We start from the raw sequence: 22792 nt of genomic DNA on the forward strand, positions 1-22792 counted from the left end.
ATCACCCCTTCCAAGAAGGCCTCCAATAAAAGAAACGACGTGCATCATTATGGAATCACTTAAACAATATCTGGGACAAGTCTCAAAAAATCCACTCTAACATGACTCTATCCCTGCCCGTAATATGCTTCCTCACCGTGCTTCCGAAAATAATGCTGTTGCAGAATATGCTGTGGAATAGCCGCTGCATTGGGGCGTAGCTGATAGGTCATGAGTGCCATTTTTGCACACATCTCCAACGCAATACTATTCTCTAGTGCCTTCTCAGCCGTCTCCCCCCAAGTAAAGGGTGCATGATGCTTTAGTAACACTGCAGGAACAGCCATGGGATCTAATCCTAACTCATTAAAGCACTCAACGATACTAATCCCAGTAGCTCCCTCATAATCACTAACCACTTCATCAGAGCTCAACGCCCGTGCCACCGGCACATCTCCATTGAAATGATCCGCATGCGTCGTCCCTAGACATGGAATGCTACATCCCGCTTGCGCAAAAGCTGTCGCTGCAGGACTGTGCGTGTGTACCACCGCACCAACTTCGGAAAAACTCCGATAAAGTTGGAGATGAGTCTTAGTATCAGATGATGGCTTAAAGGCCCCCTCCACCACTTCATTCTGCAAATTCACCACAACAATACTCTCAATGGATAATTCCGCATAGTCCACCCCACTTGGCTTAATCGCCACAAGCCCTAAATCACGATCAATCGCGCTCACATTGCCCCATGTTAGAGAAACGAGACCTGACTCACCAAGTGCGACATTTGCATCTAACACCTCTTTCTTTAAACTTTCAATCACGCCGTCACATCCTCTCTAATATCCATGAGATCTTTCATCACATTCCCCATATTCCCACGCCAATCAGTCGTCCCGAAACCGTCGTGCAATTGGCTGTAAAGACGATAGAGACGTTGGTAGATTACATGATTACTATCTGATGGAACATACTCTCTGGAATGATAGCGTACTAATCTACTTTGAAGTCTCTCGAGTGTAGCAAACCCTGACGCTACAGCCCCAAAAATAGCAGCCCCCAGTGCACATGTCTGTTCACTAAACGACACCTTCATAGGCTTACCTAGCACGTCAGCATAGATCTGCATCAAAGTAGGGTTTTTTAACGACAAACCACCTGTCGTCACCACTTCATCTACCTGCACCCCGTATGCCTCCATCCGCTCAATAATCTTAGCAGCTCCAAATGCCGTAGCTTCTATATACGCTCTGTAGATTTCATGCGCTTCCGTGTGCAAAGTCTGGCCTAACAAAATTCCAGAAAGGCGCACATCCGTCAGCACAGTTCTATTTCCATTGTTCCAATCTAAAGCTAACAGACCACATTCACCGGGCCGCATTTTCTCAATGCGCTCCCCCATAGCCTCAAACTTAGCCTGCACCGAGCCGCCATAGCTGTCAGGAACTACATGCTTTACTAGCCACAAAAATAAATCGCCAACTGCCGACTGCCCCGCCTCTATTCCCACTAACCCAGGAATCACAGACGAGTCGACCTGGCCACAAAGCCCCGGCACATCAACCACATTCGGGTCTGCAACCGTAATATCGCAAGTAGAAGTGCCTAACACTTTGACAAGTGTACCCTCCTTAACTCCCGCTCCAACTGCTCCCATGTGACAATCAAAGGCGCCCACCGCAACAACAACATCTTGATGTAAACCTAATCTATCAGACCATTCAGCCGACAAGCTACCAGCAGCCACATCCGAAGCATAGGCTTTCGAATACAATCGATCTCTCAAACTAGCCAGTGCCGGATCTAACTTGCTCAAAAACTCCTTATCTGGCAACCCACCCCAGTCTTCATGATACATAGCTTTGTGACCAGCAGCACAAATTGAACGCTTTATCTCCCTAGGCTCACTAATGCCGCACAAGACAGCACAGAGCCAATCGCAATGCTCAACAAAGGTATGTGCCGCCTCAAACACCTCCAAATCAATATTTTTGAGATGCCATATCTTTGACCACCACCATTCCGAAGAATAGGTCCCCCCACATTTAGCCAGATACTCAGGACGAATCTCTCGAGCCACTTTGCTAATACGCTCAGCCTCCACATAAGCAGTATGATCCTTCCACAACCACACATGAGCATTTAAATTCGATCGGAACTTCTCATCAAAAGCAAGAGGCTCCCCGCACCGATCTACCGGAATAACAGTCGATCCAGTTGTATCAACACCAATGCTAATAACCTGACGAGGGTCAAAATCAGGCACTCTCTCCCGTGCTTGCTCTAGGGCTGCTCGCACGATAACCTCACACCCTTCTATATAATCCCTAGGGTTCTGGCGCGCGACGTGAGGATCCACAGAGTCCGTTAGAATTCCCATCTCCCCAGACGGATAAGGAAATACCGCTGAACCTAATTCTCGCCCGGATTCTAAATCTATCAGAAGTGAGCGGCAGGAGTTTGTCCCAAAATCAAGACCGATTGCGTATGCTGCCATAAGTATTTTAACGTAATGGCGTAACACTCTGACAAAAAAACTAAGATTCGTCTAGAACTCCTGCTGCTAACATTTGAAAAAATCGGTCAACTTGCGACCTATTTCACCACCATCACCCCTTTCATGACTGACCAGTGCCCAGGAAATGAGCAAATAAACGGATACTCACCTGGCTTTGTCGGAGCAATAAAACGTAAAACCTCTTTCTGGTGCTCACCCACCAACTTCGTGCTGAATAAGATGCGCTTATCATCCGGAACAAAATGCTTTTTCATCCCTTCAGGCGACTTCGCCATTTCATTAGCAGCCATCCCTACCTCTGAAACAGAAGCTCCACGATCCAATATCAATAAGTTGTGCTGAGTCGCATCCGGGTTATCCAATGTTAACTTAACTGGCTGACCTGCTTTTACCGTGAAGCGTTTCTTATCAAACATCAAACGCTCAGGCACACAGGTAATGAGCACTTCCTGAAGGCCTTTCTTCTGGTCAAATGGATGACGCTCTTGCGTTTTCTTCTCCGGCTTCTTGCCCGATGCCCTCAAATTTTTCAAGCCCTGCTGAACGCGTTGTTCTACAGCACCGCCACGCCAATGCTTTGATAAAGCCTCAGATTCTATAGCGCTGTGAATCGCATAACTCAAATGAACGCCAGCTTCTTGATCCAACACAGGAAGTACCGCCTCCAACGCCCCAGCAGAGCCCACATAGGATGCCGCAATCACAGCCTCTCTTCTAACATGTTGAGACTGACTTTCAGCGCCCATTCTCAATAGCCGTTCTACATCAGCGCTACGCATCTCTGAAGCCCAAGATCTGAGTGTCGTATACCCCGCAGCTGCAATAATTGGATCTGATGAAGAAATAACTTCACCCAATAACTTTTCATTGATGACTCCAATCCCCTGATACACCCATAGCCCCTGAAGCTTCATCGCCTCAGAGCCTTGTGCATTCACCCAACGCCCCAATACTCCCTCAATAGACGCTCCCCTAGCACGCAGCGCCCTGCGCACCCATCCTGTCACTGTAGAATCTTGGCTATTCAACATATCTAGCAGATCAGCAACAGACTTCCCGTCAGTACGTGCAGCTGGCCCCAATTTCGCCCCCTTAGGGACAATTCTCCAAATCCTACCAGAGTGACGATCTCTTCGTGGATCTCTCAAAGAATACTGCATGTGCCCCTTAATAGGGTTATACCAGTCACAAACATAAGCAGCCCCCCTTGGGCCAAATTGAAAATCCACCGGGATGAATGACAAGTCAGAGGAAAAAATGATATCAAACACAAACTTCTCAGCATAATGGTCATCCATCTGAGTCCATTGATGAAACTCTACCTTGTTAGTCGGCTTATATCGGTTCTTAATAAATCCTCCCTGCATTTCTTCCGGCCAAATTTTAGAATCTACAAACCCGTGACCACAAACGCCAGAATAGGCCTGAATCCCTTTAGCTCCCGGATGCTGCGCTGGGTAGACACGGTTGGTGGCATGAAATGTCGATGCGAATACCGGATGAGATGCCACATGGTGCCCATGCCTATCAAAGGCAACTCCCCATGGGTTCGTATTCGGGTAGTTACCAAATGTACTCAGCTTCTTCTTTAATGGATCGTACCTAAACCACGCAGAATTTCTGGCGCGCACCGGACCATATGGGGTCTCGACCTGTGTGTTATGAAAAACCGATTCGCGGAATATCAACTCCCCTCCAGGAGTCCATATGAAGTCGTGTAAAGCGTGATGTGAATCTTCCATCCCAAATCCAGTGGCGACAATCTCATGCCTGTCAGCCACATCATCACCATCGATATCCTGAAGATAGGTCAAATGAGGCAGCTCTGAGACATACACTCCTCCTTTATCATCTAACACAAAGGACAATGGCATATGTAAACCACTTGCGAATGTTTTACACTTGTCCGCTTTACCATCTTGATCCGTATCTTCCAAAATCAAGATTTTGTCTGCAGGCTTCTGCCCAGGATAAACATGCGGGTAGGTTGTCGATGTCGAAACCCAAAGACGCCCCTTGCTGTCCCAACGCATACTGATCGGACATGCCAGCTCAGGAAAGTCTTTCTCAGAAGCAAAACAATTAACCTCAAACCTCGGATCCACCTTGAAAGCCTTCAACTCATCTTCAGGACTATGCCAAGTATTTGCCCCTCGTCCCTGTGCAACTCTATCTAATGGCGGCACCTTCGAATCATCTGGTCGAGCCTCTTCACCATTTGCTGTGAGATGGATAGCTTTATCCCTATTAGTTACCATGATGTCAAAGTTTCGCATCGCAGGTAAGAAGTCTAAATAGCCGTATGCTCCAGCTCTCCCACCTGTGTAATAAAAACTATTCACCGCACGGTAGCGTTGATCAAAATGAAATGCTTTATCGACCACTAACTTACGCATATCCTCATTCACCTCTGGCGCTTTCTTTCCAAAGATTCCTTCAAATGCACTCTGCGCAAATAATGCATAACCTCTGGCATTGAGTGCATGACCATCACGCGTATGAGAACCGTCGCTAAACATCTTCTTTGTCGGCTCAAAGACATCCACAAAACCCACCTCTAATGCTGCTGCAACCTCCCGCATCGCCTGGCTGTAGAGCGCAATATTTCCATTATTTCGGCTCCCTGCATTCACCTGTGCCACATCCTCGTTAGCTACTGGTGAGAGCAAAACAACCTGAGGCGCTGACTTTCCATTGAATGCCTTGCTCTTCAGCCCTGACACAAATTTCGCCAACCTTTTCTTAAAGGCTTCCACACCTGCCTCACCAGCAAATGACTCATTATAGCCGTAGGCTGCAATGATCACATCTGGCTTCACATAGAAAAGGTTCTGCTCAAGATCACCATACTTATCAGGACGTGGCATTAAATCCACCTCGTCTGCAGGCCATGCAAAATTTCGAAATCGTAACTTGGATTGAGGGAATGCCTGTTGCACGATACTCTCCAAGTGACCATTCCTCCGCTCTGTATCCAAAAGTAAATTACCCACCAAAGCAATCGTCGCTCCCTCTTCTAGCTTGAGTGGTAGCGTCGTCTTCACAGGAGAGGTCACTTGAGGACGTGGTGACTGATTACTGATGAAATATTTCTTCAGCTTAGCATCCTTCGGTGGACGCGAAAGTTTTTCATCTGTGATCTTTGTGTGCTTAGCGTCCTTCTGGCTAGGCGTCTTCCCCTTCTCAGTCATCCCCTTCTCAGGCATGATAGGAGAAACCATGTCGCGCAAGTCCGCTGGTTTCACACCACGCGCGTGCCCCTTCATCCGAAATGTCCGAGGCTTATACTCCCCCACGAAGTCGATAGTGTTCCCCTCACGAATCTCTCGCTCTAATCCATTGACCCAGAAAATACCATTCACCACTAGCCTCCGGTAATTGTCATCCAGTATGTCCTGAGACGCACCTTGCGTCGTGTGAAACACCCTGCCTTTCTCCCCCCCCTTGCCTTGATAATGACGTACCCAAACTGAAGGCATCGGCTTTTTCTTCGGATCAGGATCCGCCTTTGGATCCATGGACACCAATGGCTGAGTCTTCGCTAAAACGGTGAAATCCTCCCGCTCAACACCCACATACCCCCCAGCAAAACAAAATGCCTTGTCTGCCACCCCCCTCAAAATAGGATGCGCCAGTTGATCTCGCTCTAATAAAACTCTCGTCCCCTGCTTGTGATTTCTACCATAGTGCCCTTCCCAAGTATTCCCTAACACCTGCTCGCCAAAGCCATTTTTATAGTCCTCCCCTTTATACTTATAATCAAACTTAGAGTACTTTTTCCCTGATGGAATCTTGAATGCATGCGATGATGTCCTCAACCCCGCTACCGGCTTTCCCGACTCCAAATATTCTACAATGTGTTGCATCTGGGCGTCTGGAAGATCTAAAAAACGCGCGAATATCACCATTGAATCAGCATCTTTCAGCACTTCTAAACCCGGGATGTTAGAAGCACCTGCTTCTATCACCCCATCTCTATCGACCCCAAATAGAACAGTGCATTTAAAACCATGATGCTGTGCCAGAATCCGAGCAAGCGCCGGACATGTCTCCTCCGCACGATACTCATGGTCTGATGCGATGAATACAATATGCTTTCCTTTCCCTGGCCCCTCCTTGCCTTCATAGACAATCTGAGCATGCACTGACATGCTCAGCGTAACCAATGTACTGATTAGAGTGAATAGTTTCATAATTGTTTATCGTGTGTGTGATTCTTCCCTTTTTAATATGACTCTTGAGAAATTTTGCTTACCTATCCCATTCTCTGCGTAGAGTAGAACGGACCACCTACGAGGTACGTCCACACCGGACTTGAGTTTGGCTGTCACTAAAATACTACCATCTGAACAATGCTCGACCTCCTGATCAAATGAGGCTTCTAGCACCCCACTCTCGCAATACAAATAGACACCCTCCAGCTCTGATGAAGTCTTTTCCGGCCACAAGCGAACTTCTAGCATATCCTCCTTTTTCTCCGCTACGCCCCCCCATCCTTCTAACATGGGAATTTCACGTTTCTGCAGGGCCGCAAAGCTTTCTGACCTTACGGCCTCAGGACCTACAGGTAAAACTAAACGAAAGCGCTGATAGTGTGGCGAGCATCGCTTAGAACAAGCTAACCAACCAGCATCAAGCTCCACGGTAAAGCGCCCTCCTCCAGTAGATTCAGGAACCTGCACGCTCATAGAATGCGCCACATCTCTCTTAAATCCATGAGCCGCATACCCATTCATCGAGACCCGTTCAGGTAAGTCCCAATCAATTTCTGGCACCTTCCCCATCTTGGGCTCACGCCAGACTAGTTGTAAAGGATAGCCCACCTTTCCAGGCTGCTTCCAGTACGTGTGAAAACCCTCCTCGTGTCTTACAAAAAATCCCACACGCACCTCCTGACCGGGTACCACCACATCGTGATCACATCGAAATTCTAATACCGCTGAGTCGCCTGAAAACCTGACTACCTCCTCTCTCTCACCACAACACTCACGACCCACACAAACCACACAGCACAAACACACTACACAGAAAACAGCGAACAACAGTCGCCGAAGGTGTGGATTATACATATTCATGTGTGCAATGCGCATAAACACACATTAGCATACCTTCCCTCCCTCAAAGGTCTTGGATATTTACACATAATTTTTGTACAAAATCGGCTAATTAATAAATTTAAAAACGCCCACGGTATTGCTTTGGCGATTCTTTCATCACACGTGAAAATTCTCGCGAGAAGTGACTTTGGTCAGAATACCCACAATCCGCACCAATCTCCGCTAAAGTTTTCGTCGTCTGAACCAACATGTGACACGCCTCCTGGACTCGCAGATGTCTCATGTATTCTTTCGGCGTCATATCAAAATGTTTTTTAAAACGCCTCACAAATGAACTCACTGACAAATGACTCACTTTCGCTAGCCTTGAAATGGGCACATTTTCATGAAATGAATCGTGCATCAGCTGCAGTGCTGCCCCCAAAACCTCCTTGGCCTCCCGCCCACTCACCCCTCGCTCAAAAGGCCGTGTCACACCTATAATCCCAACAATCTCACCCTTCGCATCCCTCAAAGGAGTCTTGGTGGTACGTGACCAATCCACCAACCCCTTACCGCTCGTAACCAACTCTACTTTCCCTCGAATCGACTTGCCCGTCTCTAACACCCAGAGGTCGTCCTCCTTGTACGCATCAGCCATATGACTTGGTAAATAATCATAATCGGTCATCCCAATGATGCTTTGCTTATCCACTACTGCTATCTTCTCAGCCAAACGCCGATTGATTGCTACTAATCGTAAATCACAATCCTTCACAAAATACAGAAAGCCCGGCAGGTCATCAAATACCTCACACATCACTCCACCTAAATCGTACTTTTGAAAGAATGCGTCATCATGCATAATCAAATAAATACCCATCTACCTATCCCAATACAAGAAGAGAAATAGAACAAACACCACTACTCTCCCCCAGGACCACCTCCCCATTTAGAATAAAGAAAGCACAACCTCCATTCACTGAAAAGCTTGTCATACAGATCACGTAGACTCACTCTACCCAAATGAAACGCACTCTTCTTACCCTAACAGCACTCTTCGCTTCGCTGGCAGCATGCTATGCAAAGCAACAGCCAAACATACTCTTCTTCCTCGTTGACGACATGGGAACTCAGGACACTTCAGTTCCGTTCGCCTTTGATGAAGATGGCGCTCCGCTACTGACAAAAAATAACAAGACTTACCGCACACCAAACATGGAGCGTCTCGCCAAACAAGGCATGCGGTTCACACAGGCATACGCCTATACGATCTGCTCCCCCTCACGCGTCTCTCTACTCACCGGCCAAGCTGCTCCTCGGCACAAAGTCACCCAATGGACACACCCCAAGACCTATAAAACCGAGCCTGGTCCCGCCAAAACAAAAACAATCAAGAGCCCTCAGTGGAATACCAAAGGCGTGCCACAGAACACCCCATTGCTTCCTCAGCTACTCAAACAATCCGGATACGCCACACTCTTCGCAGGCAAAGCACACTTTGGCCCAGATGACACCCCCATGGGCAACCCTATCAACCTAGGGTTCGACTGTAACATTGCTGGCTATGGAGGCGGGGGACCAGGCAGTTACTGGGGAATCTATAACTACTCAGCCGAGCACCGAAATGGTGGCTCTAACTGGAATGTTCCAGGCTTAGAAAAATACCATGGCTCAGACACCTTCCTCACTGAAGCCATCACCCTTGAGATGAACGCCGCCATTACCAAAGCCCACGCAAGTGGAGCACCAATTTTCGCCTACATGAGCCAATACGCCCTCCACGTGCCATTCCAATACCCAGATAAGCGATTCACCCCTAACTACCCTCAACTCAAAGGTGATGCCCTCAGTCACGCCTCCCTCGTCGAAGGTATGGATAAATCACTAGGAGACATTTTACTCACTCTAGAAAAACTCGGTGAAGCCGAGAACACCCTCGTCATCTTCTATTCAGACAATGGTTCCGTCAGCCCACTAGGAACCCCCACTCTCAAAGGAAAAAAAGGCACTCGCTACGAAGGCGGCTCCAGAGTCCCCTTGATGATCTCATGGGCAAAAATCAACCCATCCAACCCACTCCAGCAAAAGCTCCCCATCAAGCCAAATAGCATTCAAAGTGACATCGTCACCGTCAACGACATCATGCCTACCATCCTCTCGATCACAGGCACATCAACACCAAGCGGTACTATAATGGATGGTCATGACCTCACCCCTTACCTGCTCGGAGTGAAAGGAACACACCGCCCACAACGTTTTCTCACACACTTCCCTCACGCACATTACAACTCGCTCTTCAGTACACTAAGAGACGGTGACTACAAAGTCATCTACAACTACGCCAATAGCAGCTGGGAACTCTACAACCTAAAACATGACCCAAAAGAAGCACACAACATCATTAAACAATCCCCTGAGCGCAGCCTCACACTCGCAAAACGCCTCATCAAGTACCTAGATGATTTCAACGCAAGCTATCCCGTTCACATTAAGGATGGATCTGCCGTCAGACCTAACATCGACACTCTCAAATGACTTCATTCCTATCCCAGCTACCACTGGTGCTCGCCACACTCACTCTCGCTCAAGCTTCCTCTCCTTGGAAACTCCATTGGCAAGAAAACTTCTCCGGCAATAAAGTCGACACCTCCACCTGGTCCACCGTAAAGCGCGGAAAACCCGATTGGAAAAATACTATGTCCAATGACCCTCGACTCATCGAGGTCTCAAAGGGAACCCTCAAACTCAAAGGTATCGTCAATGACAAAAAAAACGACCCAGCCCCCTTCCTGACCGCGGGCCTCACCAGCAAAGGAAAGTTTAACTTCCAATATGGTAAAATTCAAATTCGTGCCCGCTTCAAGTCCGCTCAGGGAGCGTGGCCAGCCCTCTGGATGTTAGGCGAAAAAGGCCAATGGCCTAACAATGGGGAAATCGACCTCATGGAACACCTCAACTTTGATGACAAGGTCTACCAAACCCTCCATAGTCATTTCACCCAAAACACACCTTTTGATAAAGACGCGCACCCTAACAAAGGCTCTACCACCAAGATCGATAAAGACGCTTGGAATACCTACGGATGCGAATGGGATGCAGATAAAGTGACCTTCACAGTAAATGGTAAACCTAGTCACAGCTACCCGCGCCGGCCTGAGCTCGGCGACTCCCAGTATCCCTTCCAACAACCTTTCTACCTCATTCTATCAATGCAAATTGGTGGTAAATGGGTCAACAGCCCAGACCGAGGACCAAGCAACCCCGCTCACTACCCCGCACACCTCGAGGTCGATTGGATCCGCGTCTTCAAAAAATAAGAATACCATTGAGGGAAACGGAATGAACAAATGGCAGAGCAATTGGGTATGACTACCAAAACAACTCCAGCTGGAACTGCAGAAAAAAGGCCGAGCATCTCATCAATGCCCAGCCTTCAAAAAAGAGATAAATGAGGGACCTCTGCCCTCTGATCTTAAAAGGGAATATCGTCGTCCTCATCCTCAAACTGAGGCATCGGATTCGATGGTGACCCGCCCTGTTGCTGCGGCGGAGCTTGATACGACTGCTGGGCTGGAGCTTGATTCGCCTGCTGAGGCGCGCCTTGCTGAGGCGGACGTTGACCACCACCTCCTCCAGCTCCACCACCACCAACAAATTGCATATTCTCACCCACCACTTTGAGTCTCTGACGTTTCTGACCACTCTGCTGGTCCACCCAGCTATCCATCTGTAAACGCCCCTCAATAAAGACCCCACGCCCCTTGCCCAAATACTGGCTCGCAAGCTCAGCCTGACGCCCCCATAGGGTCACATCAACAAACGTGGTCTCATCCACCCACTCTTCTCCTTGCTTCACCCTGCGGTTACAAGCAACCCCTAAGTCAGTGACTGCAGTCCCCTTCGGCGTGTAGCGTAATTCGATGTCACGAGTGATATTTCCCATGATCATTACTTTATTGAAACTAGACATGTTGCTGGGACTCTAAAAAGAAAATCCCCGCTCGACAACAGAAAAGCCAAGCAGGGATGAAATCAGTGAATTCTTGACGGCTATACGCCGTTAGAATTAGCCAAGACGGCGGTATTGGTGCATGTAAATGCCCTCTACAAGATCAAGTGCTTCCTTGATGTCTTCGATCGCTTCAGGAGCGGCATTGAAGAAGTAGTTCACGTAAACACCACCCTCGATCTGACGAGCGTTGTACGCAAATGTCTTGCGACCAAGTTGCTTCACTTCATCAAGTGTGGCTCCATTGGCTTCAATTACCTTACCTACTTCGCTAACGAACTCGTCAACGGAACCTTCTTTACCTTTCGTGTCGAGTACGACAAGGCCTTCATATTTTCTGCTCATAATTTTTCGTTTCTATGATTTGTTTTTGACGTTGTGTACATTTGCTGCGGTCTCTACTCCGTCGATTAGCGCAAGCTGAACAGCATCAGCAGCTCTTGCAAGCGCGTTTTCCATGTCAGGCTTCTCCTCAGGACTAAACTTCCCAAGAACATGCCCTACCATTTCACCAGGTTTAGGACCACCAATTCCCACCTTCAGCCTCGGAAAAGCATCGCTTCCAAAATGCTGAATCAGCGATTTCATGCCGTTGTGCCCCCCAGCCGAGCCACTCTTACGAAAACGTAACGAGCCGACCGGTAATGACACATCGTCAAACACCACAAGCACTTCCTCAGGCTTCCATTTATAGAAGCGGAGTGCCGCCCCTGCCGCGCGACCACTTTCATTCATGAATGTCTGTGGTTTCATCAACAAGGCCTGTGGATGTTTTGCAATATGCGCTTTCCATTTCAAGTGATTGACAAACTGGGCGCCCGAACGATCCGCAAGAAGATCCAGAACGTCAAACCCCACATTGTGTCGGGTCCCATCGTACTTTCTCCCTGGATTACCCAAGCCGATGACCAATTTGATCGCCACTTTTCTGAAGAAGGGTAGGCTAGCACCTTTGTTGCAGCGCTAGCACCAAACGTAAAACATCAGTGGTTAATAATTAGCCTTCTTGGCCTGCACCTGCGGACTTCGCAGCACGTGTCATGGCTACAAGTGCGATAAGCACCTTGTCGTGAAGTGTTGGTGTCACGCCTTCTGGGAACTCTACATCACCGATGGTGAGTGACTCCGTGAGGTCAAGACCGGATACGTCAGCTGTGATTGTCTCAGGAAGGTCTTTCGGAAGTGCCTTCACCTTGATGGTGTGGACAAGTTGCTCAAGAGCACCACCCACTTTCACACCCTTAGGCTCACCGAGGAGAACCACTGGAAGCTTCGCAGTAAGAACTGTCTCTTCAGTCACTGCAAGGAAATCAGCGTGAAGAATAGCACCTGTAAGCGCGTCGAACTGGAGATCCTGAAGGAATACCTTCTGAGAATCAGAACCTTCTACCTCAAGGTTGAGAAGAATCTGAGAAGATGGAGCTGCCTTAAGAAGATCGGTGAACTCCTTTGCATTGACCTTCACGTTCTTGTTTTCGGTTGCACCGTAAACGACGGATGGGACGAATCCCTCACGACGCATTGCATTCAATGCGCCAGAACCTGTGCGCGCGCGCTCAGTTGCTTTGATTGTTTCAATAGCCATTTTGTTTTGTTTAATAGAAGTTAGACATCGCCCAAATTTTCTTTATCAGACGTTTCTAGATGCGGTTTGCCCCATGGAAAAGATGGCTGGTAGGTTGGTGAGATTGGTAACCTTTCCACAGGCCGGGCGCGGGTGTTAACGCTTTGAAAACAAATTGTCAATGGTAAAGCCGCCCCCACCGAAGCCACTTAAGTAATACCATTGAGCGAGACGGAATGGACGAATGATCGGAATGAGCTTGCAGAATATCAAGGCGGAGTGAAGGAGCCCCGCACGCGCGGGACAACTGAATGACAACGATGACATTCGGTAAGATAATCCGATTTACTCTAAAATCGCGAAGCGCAAACTTCACAAGACTCAACCAAACTCCATTCGTCTATTCCGAGTCGAGAGATGGTATAACTCTTCTTACAATAACTCAGGCCATTCCCCATCTCAGGCGCAAAAAACGCTGCGGGAGATTCCCCACAGCGCCTCTATAAGCATTTTTTAAATGATAAACCCGTTCGTGGACTCACATGTCAAAGAGCGAAGTCACACTCTCACCATTGTGTATGCGTCGCATTGCCTCCCCAAATAAAGGAGCCACTGAGAGAGCGGTCACATTCTCACCGTGAGCCTGCGGCACTGAGTCCGTCGTGATCAAATCCTCAATCACGGAATCCTCAATGCGCTTGCGTGCAGTATCGCCAATCACAGCATGGGAAACCCCTGCAAAGATGCGCTTACATCCGTTCTCACGTAAAATCTTAGCCGCCGCACAAAGCGTCCCACCAGTTTCCGTCATATCATCGATTAAGAAAACATCCTTCCCTTCAACATCTCCAATGACATTGGTTGCCTCCACCCGTGTTGCACTCACCCGATGCTTAGCAACAATCGCTAAATCCGCCCCCAATGCATCCGAATACGCTCGAGCATTCTTCACACCTCCAACATCTGGGGAAACCACCGCCAAATTCTCTCCACTCACCCCATATTCTTCCTTAAGGTACTTCACCATCACCGGACGCGCGTAAAGATGGTCCACTGGAATATCAAAAAATCCCTGAATCTGTGCAGCATGGAGATCCATAGTCACCACTCGATTCACTCCCGCTGCGGATATCAAATTAGCTACTAACTTCGCTGTGATGGGTACCCGTGACTTATCCTTACGATCTTGGCGGGCATATCCAAAAAATGGCATGACTGCGGTGATTCTCCCCGCAGAAGCCCTACGGGCCGCATCTACCATGATCAACAATTCCATCAAATTATGATTCGTTGGTGGGCAGGTCGGCTGAATCAAAAAGACGTCCTCGCCGCGAATGTTCTCATTAATTTGAACAAATGTCTCACCATCAGGGAAGGCATCCACTGTCACATCCGCGACTGATGTTTCTAAGTAGGAGGCAATATCCTCTGCGAGCTGATTGTGCGCTGAACCTGCAATAATTTTCATAAGATCCGAGGCGCAGCATGAGCAGCAATCCTACTACAGTCAATCACTCACACCCTCAAAATGCGTATAAGCTCAAGGTATCATCATTCTGGCCCCTTGACTCCTGACTCCTGACTCCTGACTCCTGACCCCTGACCCCTGACTCCTGACTAATGACCCCTGACGGCAGCTCTGCTGCCATTCTACATCCCCTTACCAAAGAGCATCATATAAAATGTCTTCACCACAATCGCCACATCTAATGCCAACGAATAGCGCCGCACATAATACAAATCATAATTCAGCTTCTCCAAGGTATCCTCATGACTTGCCCCATAAGAATAATTCACCTGCGCCCAACCCGTAATGCCTGGCTTCACCGCATGGCGAAAATGGTAAAACGGAAACTTCTCCTCATACTCGCGAACCAAGTCCACCCACTCCGCTCTCGGACCAATCAAACTCAAATCCCCAACCAAAACATTCCACAGCTGGGGCAACTCATCCAATCGCGTCTTACGAATGAACTTCCCAATCGGCGTGAACCGATCATCGTTCTTACTCGTGTACTTTGGCCCCTTCTCAGACCCCACTCGCATCGAACGAAACTTTAAAATCATAAATGATTCCTCCCTCAATCCCGTGCGCTCTTGCTTGAAAATAACCGGCCCCGGACTCGTCAACTTTACTGCAAGCGCCGTCGCAATTAAAAATGGTGACGCCAACACAAACCCAAGCAATGCAGCTCCGATGTCCATCAAGCGCTTCGCCCGGTCGTAACTCACACTGCGGTTCAACCTAAACCCATCCAACATAGGCCAGTTCATCGATAACTGACTCGGCGGCTCAATCCGTAAGGTACGGGCTAAAAAGTTCTCGTAAGTAGAGATCTTATGCCTGTGAAACAATGCCGACACCATCCTCCTGCTGAAATCCTCCGGGATGCGCTCAACCTCAGTCGCCACCACATATTGCTCCACATACTTTCCGCGAATCGACGATTGAAAATTTACCACATCGATTGGCTCCACAAACGGAGAATCCGAATCCCCTAATATCAAACGCTGCCCCACCCGCTCAGGACGAAAACTCGCCACTACAAACTCATGCGCAATCTTCCTCTGCTTCATCCGCTTGTACAAATCAATCGCACGATCACCCGCACCAATGATACACACCGCATTGCCACGCTCAAAATACGCCTGCAGTCTCGATAAATAAACCCTGTAGAGAATCGAAACAATCGGGAAAACCACCAATGTCCCCCCCACAACCATGCGCGGCGATTTCAAATCAACACCATAGGCTACCACCGAATAAATAAACCCGAATACCACGATACCTACTCCCACGGACGCTATCAAATGCTCCGAAACAAATCGCGCATGCCTCTTGTCTGTCGCATAATTATACCCCCCAATTAAATACACCCCGATGATACTGGGGAGCATGATAGCCACTAATACCCGTCGGCTCACGGAATTAAAAAAGCCTATGTCTTGTCCAAGCATATAATAAGCATGCAAGTCCATCAGTAATACGAAAACCCCCGCGAGTAATATGATGTCTACTAGCAGTAAGGCAAAAGGGTATATGCGAATCACTGAGCGACGCTTCCAGTGCGTTTTCGCACCAACCTCATCACTTGTAACTGCGAAGATCGAACCACTCAATGGGGCGGTTTTATCGAGCTCGTCTTCCGTTTTCTCGTTCATTTGTCTTTTAGTTTTTGCATCGCGCCCAACATCGCGCGTTGATATACCTCAGCGTTATCTTCCTCTCCCAGTTGAGAGTTGGCTCGCATTAGCCATTCGTACGCTTGCACCAAATCCTGCCCTTTAAATTGAGCAATGTTGGGTTCAAGCAAGTTTATAACCTCGCTCCAACTCTGACGCAGCGAGTAAATATAACATCGATCAAATGCAACATTAATCGATTGCTCAGGATCAACCACCAAAATTAACCCCAATAAATCTAAGGAGCGTTGATACGTCGACCGATTATCCCCACGGAATAGATTCAAATCTAACTGGTTAGGATCACTACTCCTAGCAGCAGAAGTTGCTGCATAACGCGCTGCGACCGTCGCATTGGGATGAATCGCACGCGCTAACTTTAAATGAAATTCTGTCTTTGATCGGTTGCCCCCAACCCAAGCATCCAATGCCATCGCTAGATGCGCAGCACTACCACCCGATCGCACAACCACCTCCATGATCTGCCCAGTAAGCAATGAGTACCCGGATGAAGTGTCTATCACCCCATTGAGCGCCTCTCCTACCCTGTAATTAGGCTCTCTCGCCTGGATCACTTTTTCCAAATGCTGAAATGCCTCCACCCGTAACTCTGGTTCGTTCATCTGTAATAACAAACGAAATAGCCTCAACCGTATCTCACTCAACCAGGCATCATAAGTACTACGGTCAATCGCTAACTGCCGCTTCCCTTCGATAATCCCCACGGCTTCCTCCATCAACTGCCGGCTCTCTTCCTGATCTAAACTGAGACCCGCCAAGGTTGCTAGCCCCTCCACCTTCTCTCGAATGTAACGATCATTCTGAGGATCAAACCGCCCTAAATAATCCACCATTTCACGAAGCTCCCGCTTCGACATCTCACTATCACCAGCAGCTTGATAAGCTTGTGCTAACAACAACCAGGCCTCTGGCTCTAACTTCTCTTCCCCTTTCAGAACCTCCACAGCATCCAAAGGCTTTTTCACTGACAACAACAACCTCGCTAAAGTCATTTTCCAATAACCCGCATAACTAGCATCTGGGTGCTCCTCCACCATCGCGCGTGCCATCGCCAACAATGCATCAGCTTCCTGCTGTGTGAGCTGCCCCCGCTTGATAGCATTTTCCGCTACCCACCTCTTAGCTGGCTCATACTCCCTCTCATCTAGCAACTTGTCGCGCAGCGCCTTAGCACGCGTCACGTTGCCGTTCGCGTTCGCTGCTAACATAGCTCGAAAGGTCACTTGGTCATTGTCTTGGTAGGATGGATGGTGGATCAACTTGGCGAACAAAAAGTCAGCCTGCTTATAGTCCCCCTGCCCCATCGCCTCCAATGCACTCTCGTAATATCCATCAAATGCCTGACCCCTATTCTTGTTGGCATTGATGAAATACACCGTAAAGCCTACAAACGCCCCAATCAATACAGGCGATGCAATCAACAACTTCTTATAACTCCGGCTCTCAGCCCACGCTTGAAGAAAACTCCATACCGAGCGTATGGGCAGAGTCAGCTTATAAAAAAACTCTCGAATTCTGATGCCCACTGCGTGTTCCTCACACCAAACATCAAAACGCCACAATAGCCACTTCGGCAACAGAAACGGACTCAATAAATAGTACAAAGGTGGAATCCGATGCCTAAAATGCTCCATCCTAGGCGATTGGTAGGGGTTCATCATTGCCCACCTCCTTCTCTCACCTGAGTGCTCTCCATCACCAATGCCCGAGTTTGCTCGCGAAATTCCCCATACATCGCTCGAATCTCCTGCTTCGTTACCTCGTCCAAAGGAAATGCTGTCGTCACCATCACTTGATTCTGATAGAGAGTCTTTTCGTCCTTATTTGCCACACGCCCAAACGGGGCCACCCATTTGTTTCTCCCAAACTTGTATTTCACAAGATGCCAACCTGTCTCCACAGGCTTGGGTTCCGCATATCTCCCACCATGGTCGCTCAAGCTACACATCACAAATCCGTAATCCCCCGTGGGGAGTACCATATCCGTCTCTGAAAAATACCACCTAGGGTTGGACTCCAACAACTCCACTTTTTCCCCCACGGCAGTCCAACCGAGATTCCCATAACACACCTTCACGTCATGCCAGTCATCGAAGGGGTAATCCAAAGCCATCACGACGATTGTATCATGGTATTGCAACCTCCATACAAATGAAAATGCCCCCCAAATACTGTCAAAGGGGCGCTCTTCAGCCTCAACCTTGAGCACCTTCCAACCCGGGCGGGTAAACTCAACCGCGTTGGGGTCAATCACACTCAAGTTCTCTCGTTTATGCATCTGCTCCTCCGCACTCCCCACTCCTCTATACTCGTAAACCTTAACAGTAGAGATGAAACTCGTCAGTGAAATTAGTACCACGGACACACAGACTAGCACCCAACGCTTCTCAGTGCGTTCCACACCTCCTAACTGAGAAATTTTGTAAAGAAAAGCGCCCAAACGAAATGAGATTAAGCCATTCCAAAATCGAACCACCTGCTTCCCAGTTCGCCCACTGGGCTCCTCGATAGGCTGAAGCATAAAGTCTAACAATGCATCCACACTCATCAATAAAAGCAGTGACCCTCCATAGGATACGAGTAACACCCCCCATTGCCACACGGACTCCATCACACGCAGCTCGTGCTCATGCAAAAGATACGCGACCAAACAAAGTCGACAGGTATTCACTACCGTCGCCACGACAAAAGCACTCGCTACCAGAATGACGGTATGCCAAACATTGCGCTTTCTGAAAAAACAAAGAAATGCGGCAAGCATCGCAACCCCATAAAGGGTGAAATAGTGATCTGTCACCAGTTCAATATTAAGCTCCTTGTTCCCCATCGTCATCACCTCTCCCTGCACCACGTTGAAGATACCCAATGCATCCACCACTGGCCCAGCTATCTTCGCTGAAAACCCTGAAGACATGCGTAACAACCTCAATTCAAGTTGCCCAGGCAAACGACAAAGTAACAAAAAGAGTGCCCATATCCCAAAAAGAAAAGGAATGCTTCTGTCCCGATTGAAGGCTTGAAATACCAATCCTAAATAAGGCACAAATACGATCATCCCCAACCATGGAGTGTTATAAAGATAGGCAAAGCCCAAGCCAGCCATACAAATAACAAACCAACTCACTTTTACCCAAAATGCGCAATCACCCACCGCGGGCTGAGACGCTCGCATTGCCCTAAAAAAGAGTAGCACAGCTGCAATAATAGCTACGGGTAACCACTTGTAATAATCTACAGCAATAGTGGTCTGCCAGTACTGAACAGCCAAGGGTAAAAAGAGTAACCCTCCCCATATCAACAGCGCCCAGTACCCCCAGCTTTGCTTCCGCGTCTCCATCTTACTTCCCAGCCAATACTCTGTGCTCTTCAGCAATGATCACCTTCCCCATCTTCTCATAAGCCTGAGCCAACTTCTGATGTAATTCAGGATACCTCCCTTCCCCGAGAGCCAGAGCTTGCTCAAGTGACTCCACTGCCATCTCCCATTCTTCCTGCTTTAAAAAAATCTCACCCTGCAATACCAACAACTCAAACCGCTCCCCACGCTCTATGGCTGTGCCCAAACGTTCCGACACCTCCTCTAAAGCCTCCTCATATTGCCCGACACGCAAACCACACTGCCCCCAGTTCACCAAAAACGCGACTTCCTCAGGCCCCTTCTCCCACGCTTGCTTAGCCAAACGATACGCTTCACCTGGCTGATCACTGTATAGATCAGAAAGATACACTAATAGTACTCCGTTGGAATCATCCCCCTCTTTGACTTGGGTCTGTATCTCCTTCCTTACCCGCTCTTTCTGCTCTGGATAACGCTGAGTAGTCGCCTCAAGTGCCTCTACCACGATATTTAAAGATGGGTCTGATCTCAAAGCCAACACCAAGTTATCAATAGTCGACTCCACCTGATAGGGTCGTTCATTCAGGCTTCGCACTGCCCGAAAATAAGCAACTTGCGCCTGCAATTTTTTCCCAATCTCCTTTCCCGGAAAATCGCGCTCAATGGTGGCAATCCCAGAGTTAGCGAGCTCCTCTTGCCCCAAAACAAGAGCTCTCAAAACATGCGCTACTCGAAACCCTAAATTCCCCCTCTTGGATTGCTGAATAGCACGCCCGCCAACCGTCAATATTTGCCATTGTTCTTCCTCCAACTTTAAATCATCTCCATCATACCCACCGCAGTGAGCAATCAACACTCCGATCTCAGGTCGCTCAGAGGCTTCAACGATCTCAAACAAGCTCTCAATAGCCAAATTGCGCTTTCCCTGCGCTAATCGTAAATCCACCAGTATCAAGATCGCTTCATCTAAACTGGGATCCAACTCAATCGCAGCTTTCAAATGCCTAGCACAACGATCTGTGACCTCAGTAACACCTACCGTGTAACTAAGACTAAGCTTCTCCCCATCAATTAAACTAAGAGGAAAGCGCAGAATCGACCCACTTTCCTTGCCTGATAGCAACTCTTGCGCTCTCCACAAATGCGCTTTGGGATTACCAATAGCTTCAGTAGAAGCTTGAGGCAACGGCGCCAAGCGGTTCATCACAGCTCGAGCTTTCGCCTCCTCTCCTTCCGCAATCAACCGCAAACCATCTTCAAAGCTTAAGTCTGAAACCTCCTGAGCCCAGTCTGATATGCTCGCATCTCCGAAATCTATCTGTTCAGGAGCTTTGTCGGTCGTGATAGCATAATACACTCCAGCTCCAAGGGCCCCCATTACCACCACAGTGATTCCCACTGTGCGACCATGAAAGCTAAGCCATTTTTTGCATTTTCGGAGGAGTTTTGACATTGCTGCCGCGTAAGCTGCCCCAAGATCTCCCAACATTCAAGTCCTACCTCACTTCCTCAAGCACTCCTCATTTGTCAAAAACCACGCATAGGTTTTCTCCAATCCCTCCTCTAGGTTCAATGAATACTGCCAACCTAAATCTCTCAAACGACTCACATCCATCAATTTCCTCGGCGTACCATCAGGCTTCGTCGTATCAAAACGTAAAGCGCCTTCAAAACCCACAACCTTCTTCATCGTCTCAGCCAATTCCCGAATCGTACAATCCACCCCAGTTCCCACATTGATGTGAGACAGCATCGGCTGGGTGTGCTGCTCATAAATTTCCTTATCGAGCTGCATGACATGCAAACAAGCCGCTGCCATATCATCCACGTAGAGAAATTCGCGCATTGGTTTCCCCGTCCCCCAAACCACTACCTCGCGGTCACCTCGTAACTTCGATTCGTGAAATCGACGCATCATCGCCGGAATCACATGGCTATTTTCAGGGTGAAAATTATCATTCTCACCATAAAGGTTTGTGGGCATCACCGAACGGTAATCCACACCATACTGACGGTTGTAGGATTCACATAATTTAATCCCAGCAATTTTAGCAACAGCATAGGGCTCATTCGTTGGCTCCAAATGCCCATCCAATAAGGCACTCTCCACCATCGGCTGCTCTGCGAGCTTAGGGTAAATACAACTCGACCCCAAAAAGAGCAACTTCTGCACTCCAGCAGCATAAGCCTGATGGACAATGTTGCTCTCCATCATCAAGTTTTCATAGATAAAATCCGCTGGATACGTATTATTCGCGTGAATCCCGCCCACTTTAGCAGCGGCCAAATACACTTCATCAATCGCTTCAGATTGAAAAAAACCACGCACCGCAACCTGATCAGTCAAATCAAGCTCAGATCGTGTCCGCGTCACCACCTCACATACCACCTTACCAACACGCTCGTTCTCAGCCTCCAATTGACGCACAATCGCAGACCCAACCATCCCTCTATGCCCCGCTACAAAAATGCGTCGAGGACAGGATTGAAGATTACTGATTAAAGATTGCTGATTCTCCTCTGCTTCCTTATTTTCTAAACTCATCATTTGACTTTCTTATTTTGGACACAGATTTCGCCGATTCAAACAGATTTCGTATACATTACATTCTCATTCTCAGATGCCCCTCCAGAGTTTCTCACCAGAAAATAATCAGTCTTAATCTATGTAATCAGCGGCTAACAATTCTATCTTTCTGGCAACAGACCTCTCTATGTTATGGCATATGAGCGCCTAAGTTATCGGATCTAGCAATGCGTTTAAATTCTAACGATTTATTTCTAAAGTTAATCACCAATCCAACTTCCATCCCAGTAACAGATAGATAACTCAACATCTGTGACACATGGTTACTATTCAATTCACTAACACATTTAGTATCCACTATCACCACACTCGCCACTAGGAGGTCAGGAACCAACTTACCGACCAACTGCTCTCGATAATGTACCTGAAAGGCTTGCTGTTGCGAATAAGCTATACCCATATGAGCAAGTTCTACACACAGCGCATTCTCATATATTTTCTCAACTAACCCTGATTTAAGAACAGAATGCACCCGCATCGACGCACCAATAATTTGTTCGGTGATCTCAGAGTGCGGGTACGCCTGCTTAGGGAATCTCACAAAAAAGTAATCAG

At 48.2% G+C, this 22792-nt stretch carries 18 protein-coding genes; 2 read left to right on the forward strand and 16 right to left on the reverse strand.

Translation table 11 applies throughout. The annotated features are described in order from the left end of the window. Positions 1-107: 107 nt before the first annotated feature. From araD to ACFSW8_RS08490, 5 genes are all read right to left on the reverse strand, one after another. Positions 108-803 carry an L-ribulose-5-phosphate 4-epimerase AraD gene (gene araD, locus ACFSW8_RS08470; protein ID WP_377087202.1) on the reverse strand — a complete coding sequence of 232 codons (696 nt, stop codon included), beginning with the start codon at positions 801-803 and terminating at the stop codon, positions 108-110. Continuing rightward, positions 800-2476 (reverse strand): ribulokinase, encoded by a 1677-nt coding sequence (locus ACFSW8_RS08475; protein ID WP_377091391.1) that lies wholly within the window; start codon positions 2474-2476, stop codon positions 800-802. Before ACFSW8_RS08475 ends, araD begins: the two co-directional genes overlap by 4 nt. A gap of 98 nt (positions 2477-2574) precedes the next feature. Further along, entirely contained in the window at positions 2575-6690 is a 4116-nt protein-coding gene (locus ACFSW8_RS08480) for a PVC-type heme-binding CxxCH protein (protein WP_377177962.1), read from the reverse strand. A 6-nt stretch (positions 6691-6696) separates the two neighbouring features. Beyond that, positions 6697-7587, reverse strand: coding sequence for a protein-disulfide reductase DsbD domain-containing protein (locus tag ACFSW8_RS08485; protein WP_377177964.1), 891 nt, complete (start codon positions 7585-7587; stop codon positions 6697-6699). An 85-nt stretch (positions 7588-7672) separates the two neighbouring features. After that, entirely contained in the window at positions 7673-8398 is a 726-nt protein-coding gene (locus ACFSW8_RS08490; RefSeq protein ID WP_377087210.1) for an AraC family transcriptional regulator, read from the reverse strand. A 161-nt stretch (positions 8399-8559) separates the two neighbouring features. Here ACFSW8_RS08490 and ACFSW8_RS08495 point away from each other — a divergent pair, with 161 nt between their 5' ends. Then, a complete protein-coding gene (locus ACFSW8_RS08495) occupies positions 8560-10071 on the forward strand; it encodes a sulfatase-like hydrolase/transferase (RefSeq protein WP_377087212.1) in 1512 nt (503 codons plus the stop codon). Further along, entirely contained in the window at positions 10068-10853 is a 786-nt protein-coding gene (locus tag ACFSW8_RS08500; RefSeq protein ID WP_377087214.1) for a glycoside hydrolase family 16 protein, read from the forward strand. The genes ACFSW8_RS08495 and ACFSW8_RS08500 overlap by 4 nt, the downstream gene beginning before the upstream one ends. Positions 10854-11008: 155 nt before the next feature. Here ACFSW8_RS08500 and ssb read toward each other — a convergent pair whose 3' ends face one another. The 11 genes from ssb to ACFSW8_RS08555 form a co-directional block, all read right to left on the reverse strand. Beyond that, positions 11009-11506 (reverse strand): single-stranded DNA-binding protein, encoded by a 498-nt coding sequence (gene ssb / locus ACFSW8_RS08505; RefSeq protein WP_377087216.1) that lies wholly within the window; start codon positions 11504-11506, stop codon positions 11009-11011. 96 nt (positions 11507-11602) lie between these two features. Then, positions 11603-11890 (reverse strand): 30S ribosomal protein S6, encoded by a 288-nt coding sequence (locus ACFSW8_RS08510; RefSeq protein ID WP_377087218.1) that lies wholly within the window; start codon positions 11888-11890, stop codon positions 11603-11605. 12 nt (positions 11891-11902) lie between these two features. Further along, complete coding sequence (gene pth, locus ACFSW8_RS08515; protein ID WP_377087220.1) at positions 11903-12469, reverse strand: aminoacyl-tRNA hydrolase; 567 nt, start codon at positions 12467-12469, stop codon at positions 11903-11905. A 73-nt stretch (positions 12470-12542) separates the two neighbouring features. Beyond that, positions 12543-13130 carry a 50S ribosomal protein L25 gene (locus tag ACFSW8_RS08520; protein ID WP_377087222.1) on the reverse strand — a complete coding sequence of 196 codons (588 nt, stop codon included), beginning with the start codon at positions 13128-13130 and terminating at the stop codon, positions 12543-12545. Between the two features lie 517 nt (positions 13131-13647). After that, positions 13648-14577 (reverse strand): ribose-phosphate diphosphokinase, encoded by a 930-nt coding sequence (locus ACFSW8_RS08525; RefSeq protein ID WP_377087228.1) that lies wholly within the window; start codon positions 14575-14577, stop codon positions 13648-13650. Positions 14578-14759: 182 nt separating this feature from the next. Then, complete coding sequence (locus tag ACFSW8_RS08530; RefSeq protein WP_377087230.1) at positions 14760-16271, reverse strand: sugar transferase; 1512 nt, start codon at positions 16269-16271, stop codon at positions 14760-14762. Beyond that, complete coding sequence (locus ACFSW8_RS08535) at positions 16268-17974, reverse strand: tetratricopeptide repeat protein (RefSeq protein WP_377087232.1); 1707 nt, start codon at positions 17972-17974, stop codon at positions 16268-16270. The genes ACFSW8_RS08530 and ACFSW8_RS08535 overlap by 4 nt, the downstream gene beginning before the upstream one ends. Next, positions 17971-19650 (reverse strand): exosortase U, encoded by a 1680-nt coding sequence (xrtU, locus tag ACFSW8_RS08540; RefSeq protein WP_377177966.1) that lies wholly within the window; start codon positions 19648-19650, stop codon positions 17971-17973. The genes ACFSW8_RS08535 and xrtU overlap by 4 nt, the downstream gene beginning before the upstream one ends. A 1-nt stretch (position 19651) precedes the next feature. Next, complete coding sequence (locus ACFSW8_RS08545; RefSeq protein WP_377177968.1) at positions 19652-21103, reverse strand: tetratricopeptide repeat protein; 1452 nt, start codon at positions 21101-21103, stop codon at positions 19652-19654. Positions 21104-21151: 48 nt separating this feature from the next. Next, positions 21152-22198 (reverse strand): GDP-L-fucose synthase, encoded by a 1047-nt coding sequence (fcl, locus tag ACFSW8_RS08550; protein WP_377087238.1) that lies wholly within the window; start codon positions 22196-22198, stop codon positions 21152-21154. A 169-nt stretch (positions 22199-22367) separates the two neighbouring features. After that, positions 22368-22778, reverse strand: coding sequence for a GxxExxY protein (locus tag ACFSW8_RS08555; protein ID WP_377087240.1), 411 nt, complete (start codon positions 22776-22778; stop codon positions 22368-22370). Between the last annotated feature and the right edge of the window lie 14 nt (positions 22779-22792).

Origin of the sequence: Rubritalea tangerina, from assembly GCF_042683245.1 — a bacterium.
GTDB lineage: Bacteria > Verrucomicrobiota > Verrucomicrobiia > Verrucomicrobiales > Akkermansiaceae > Rubritalea > Rubritalea tangerina.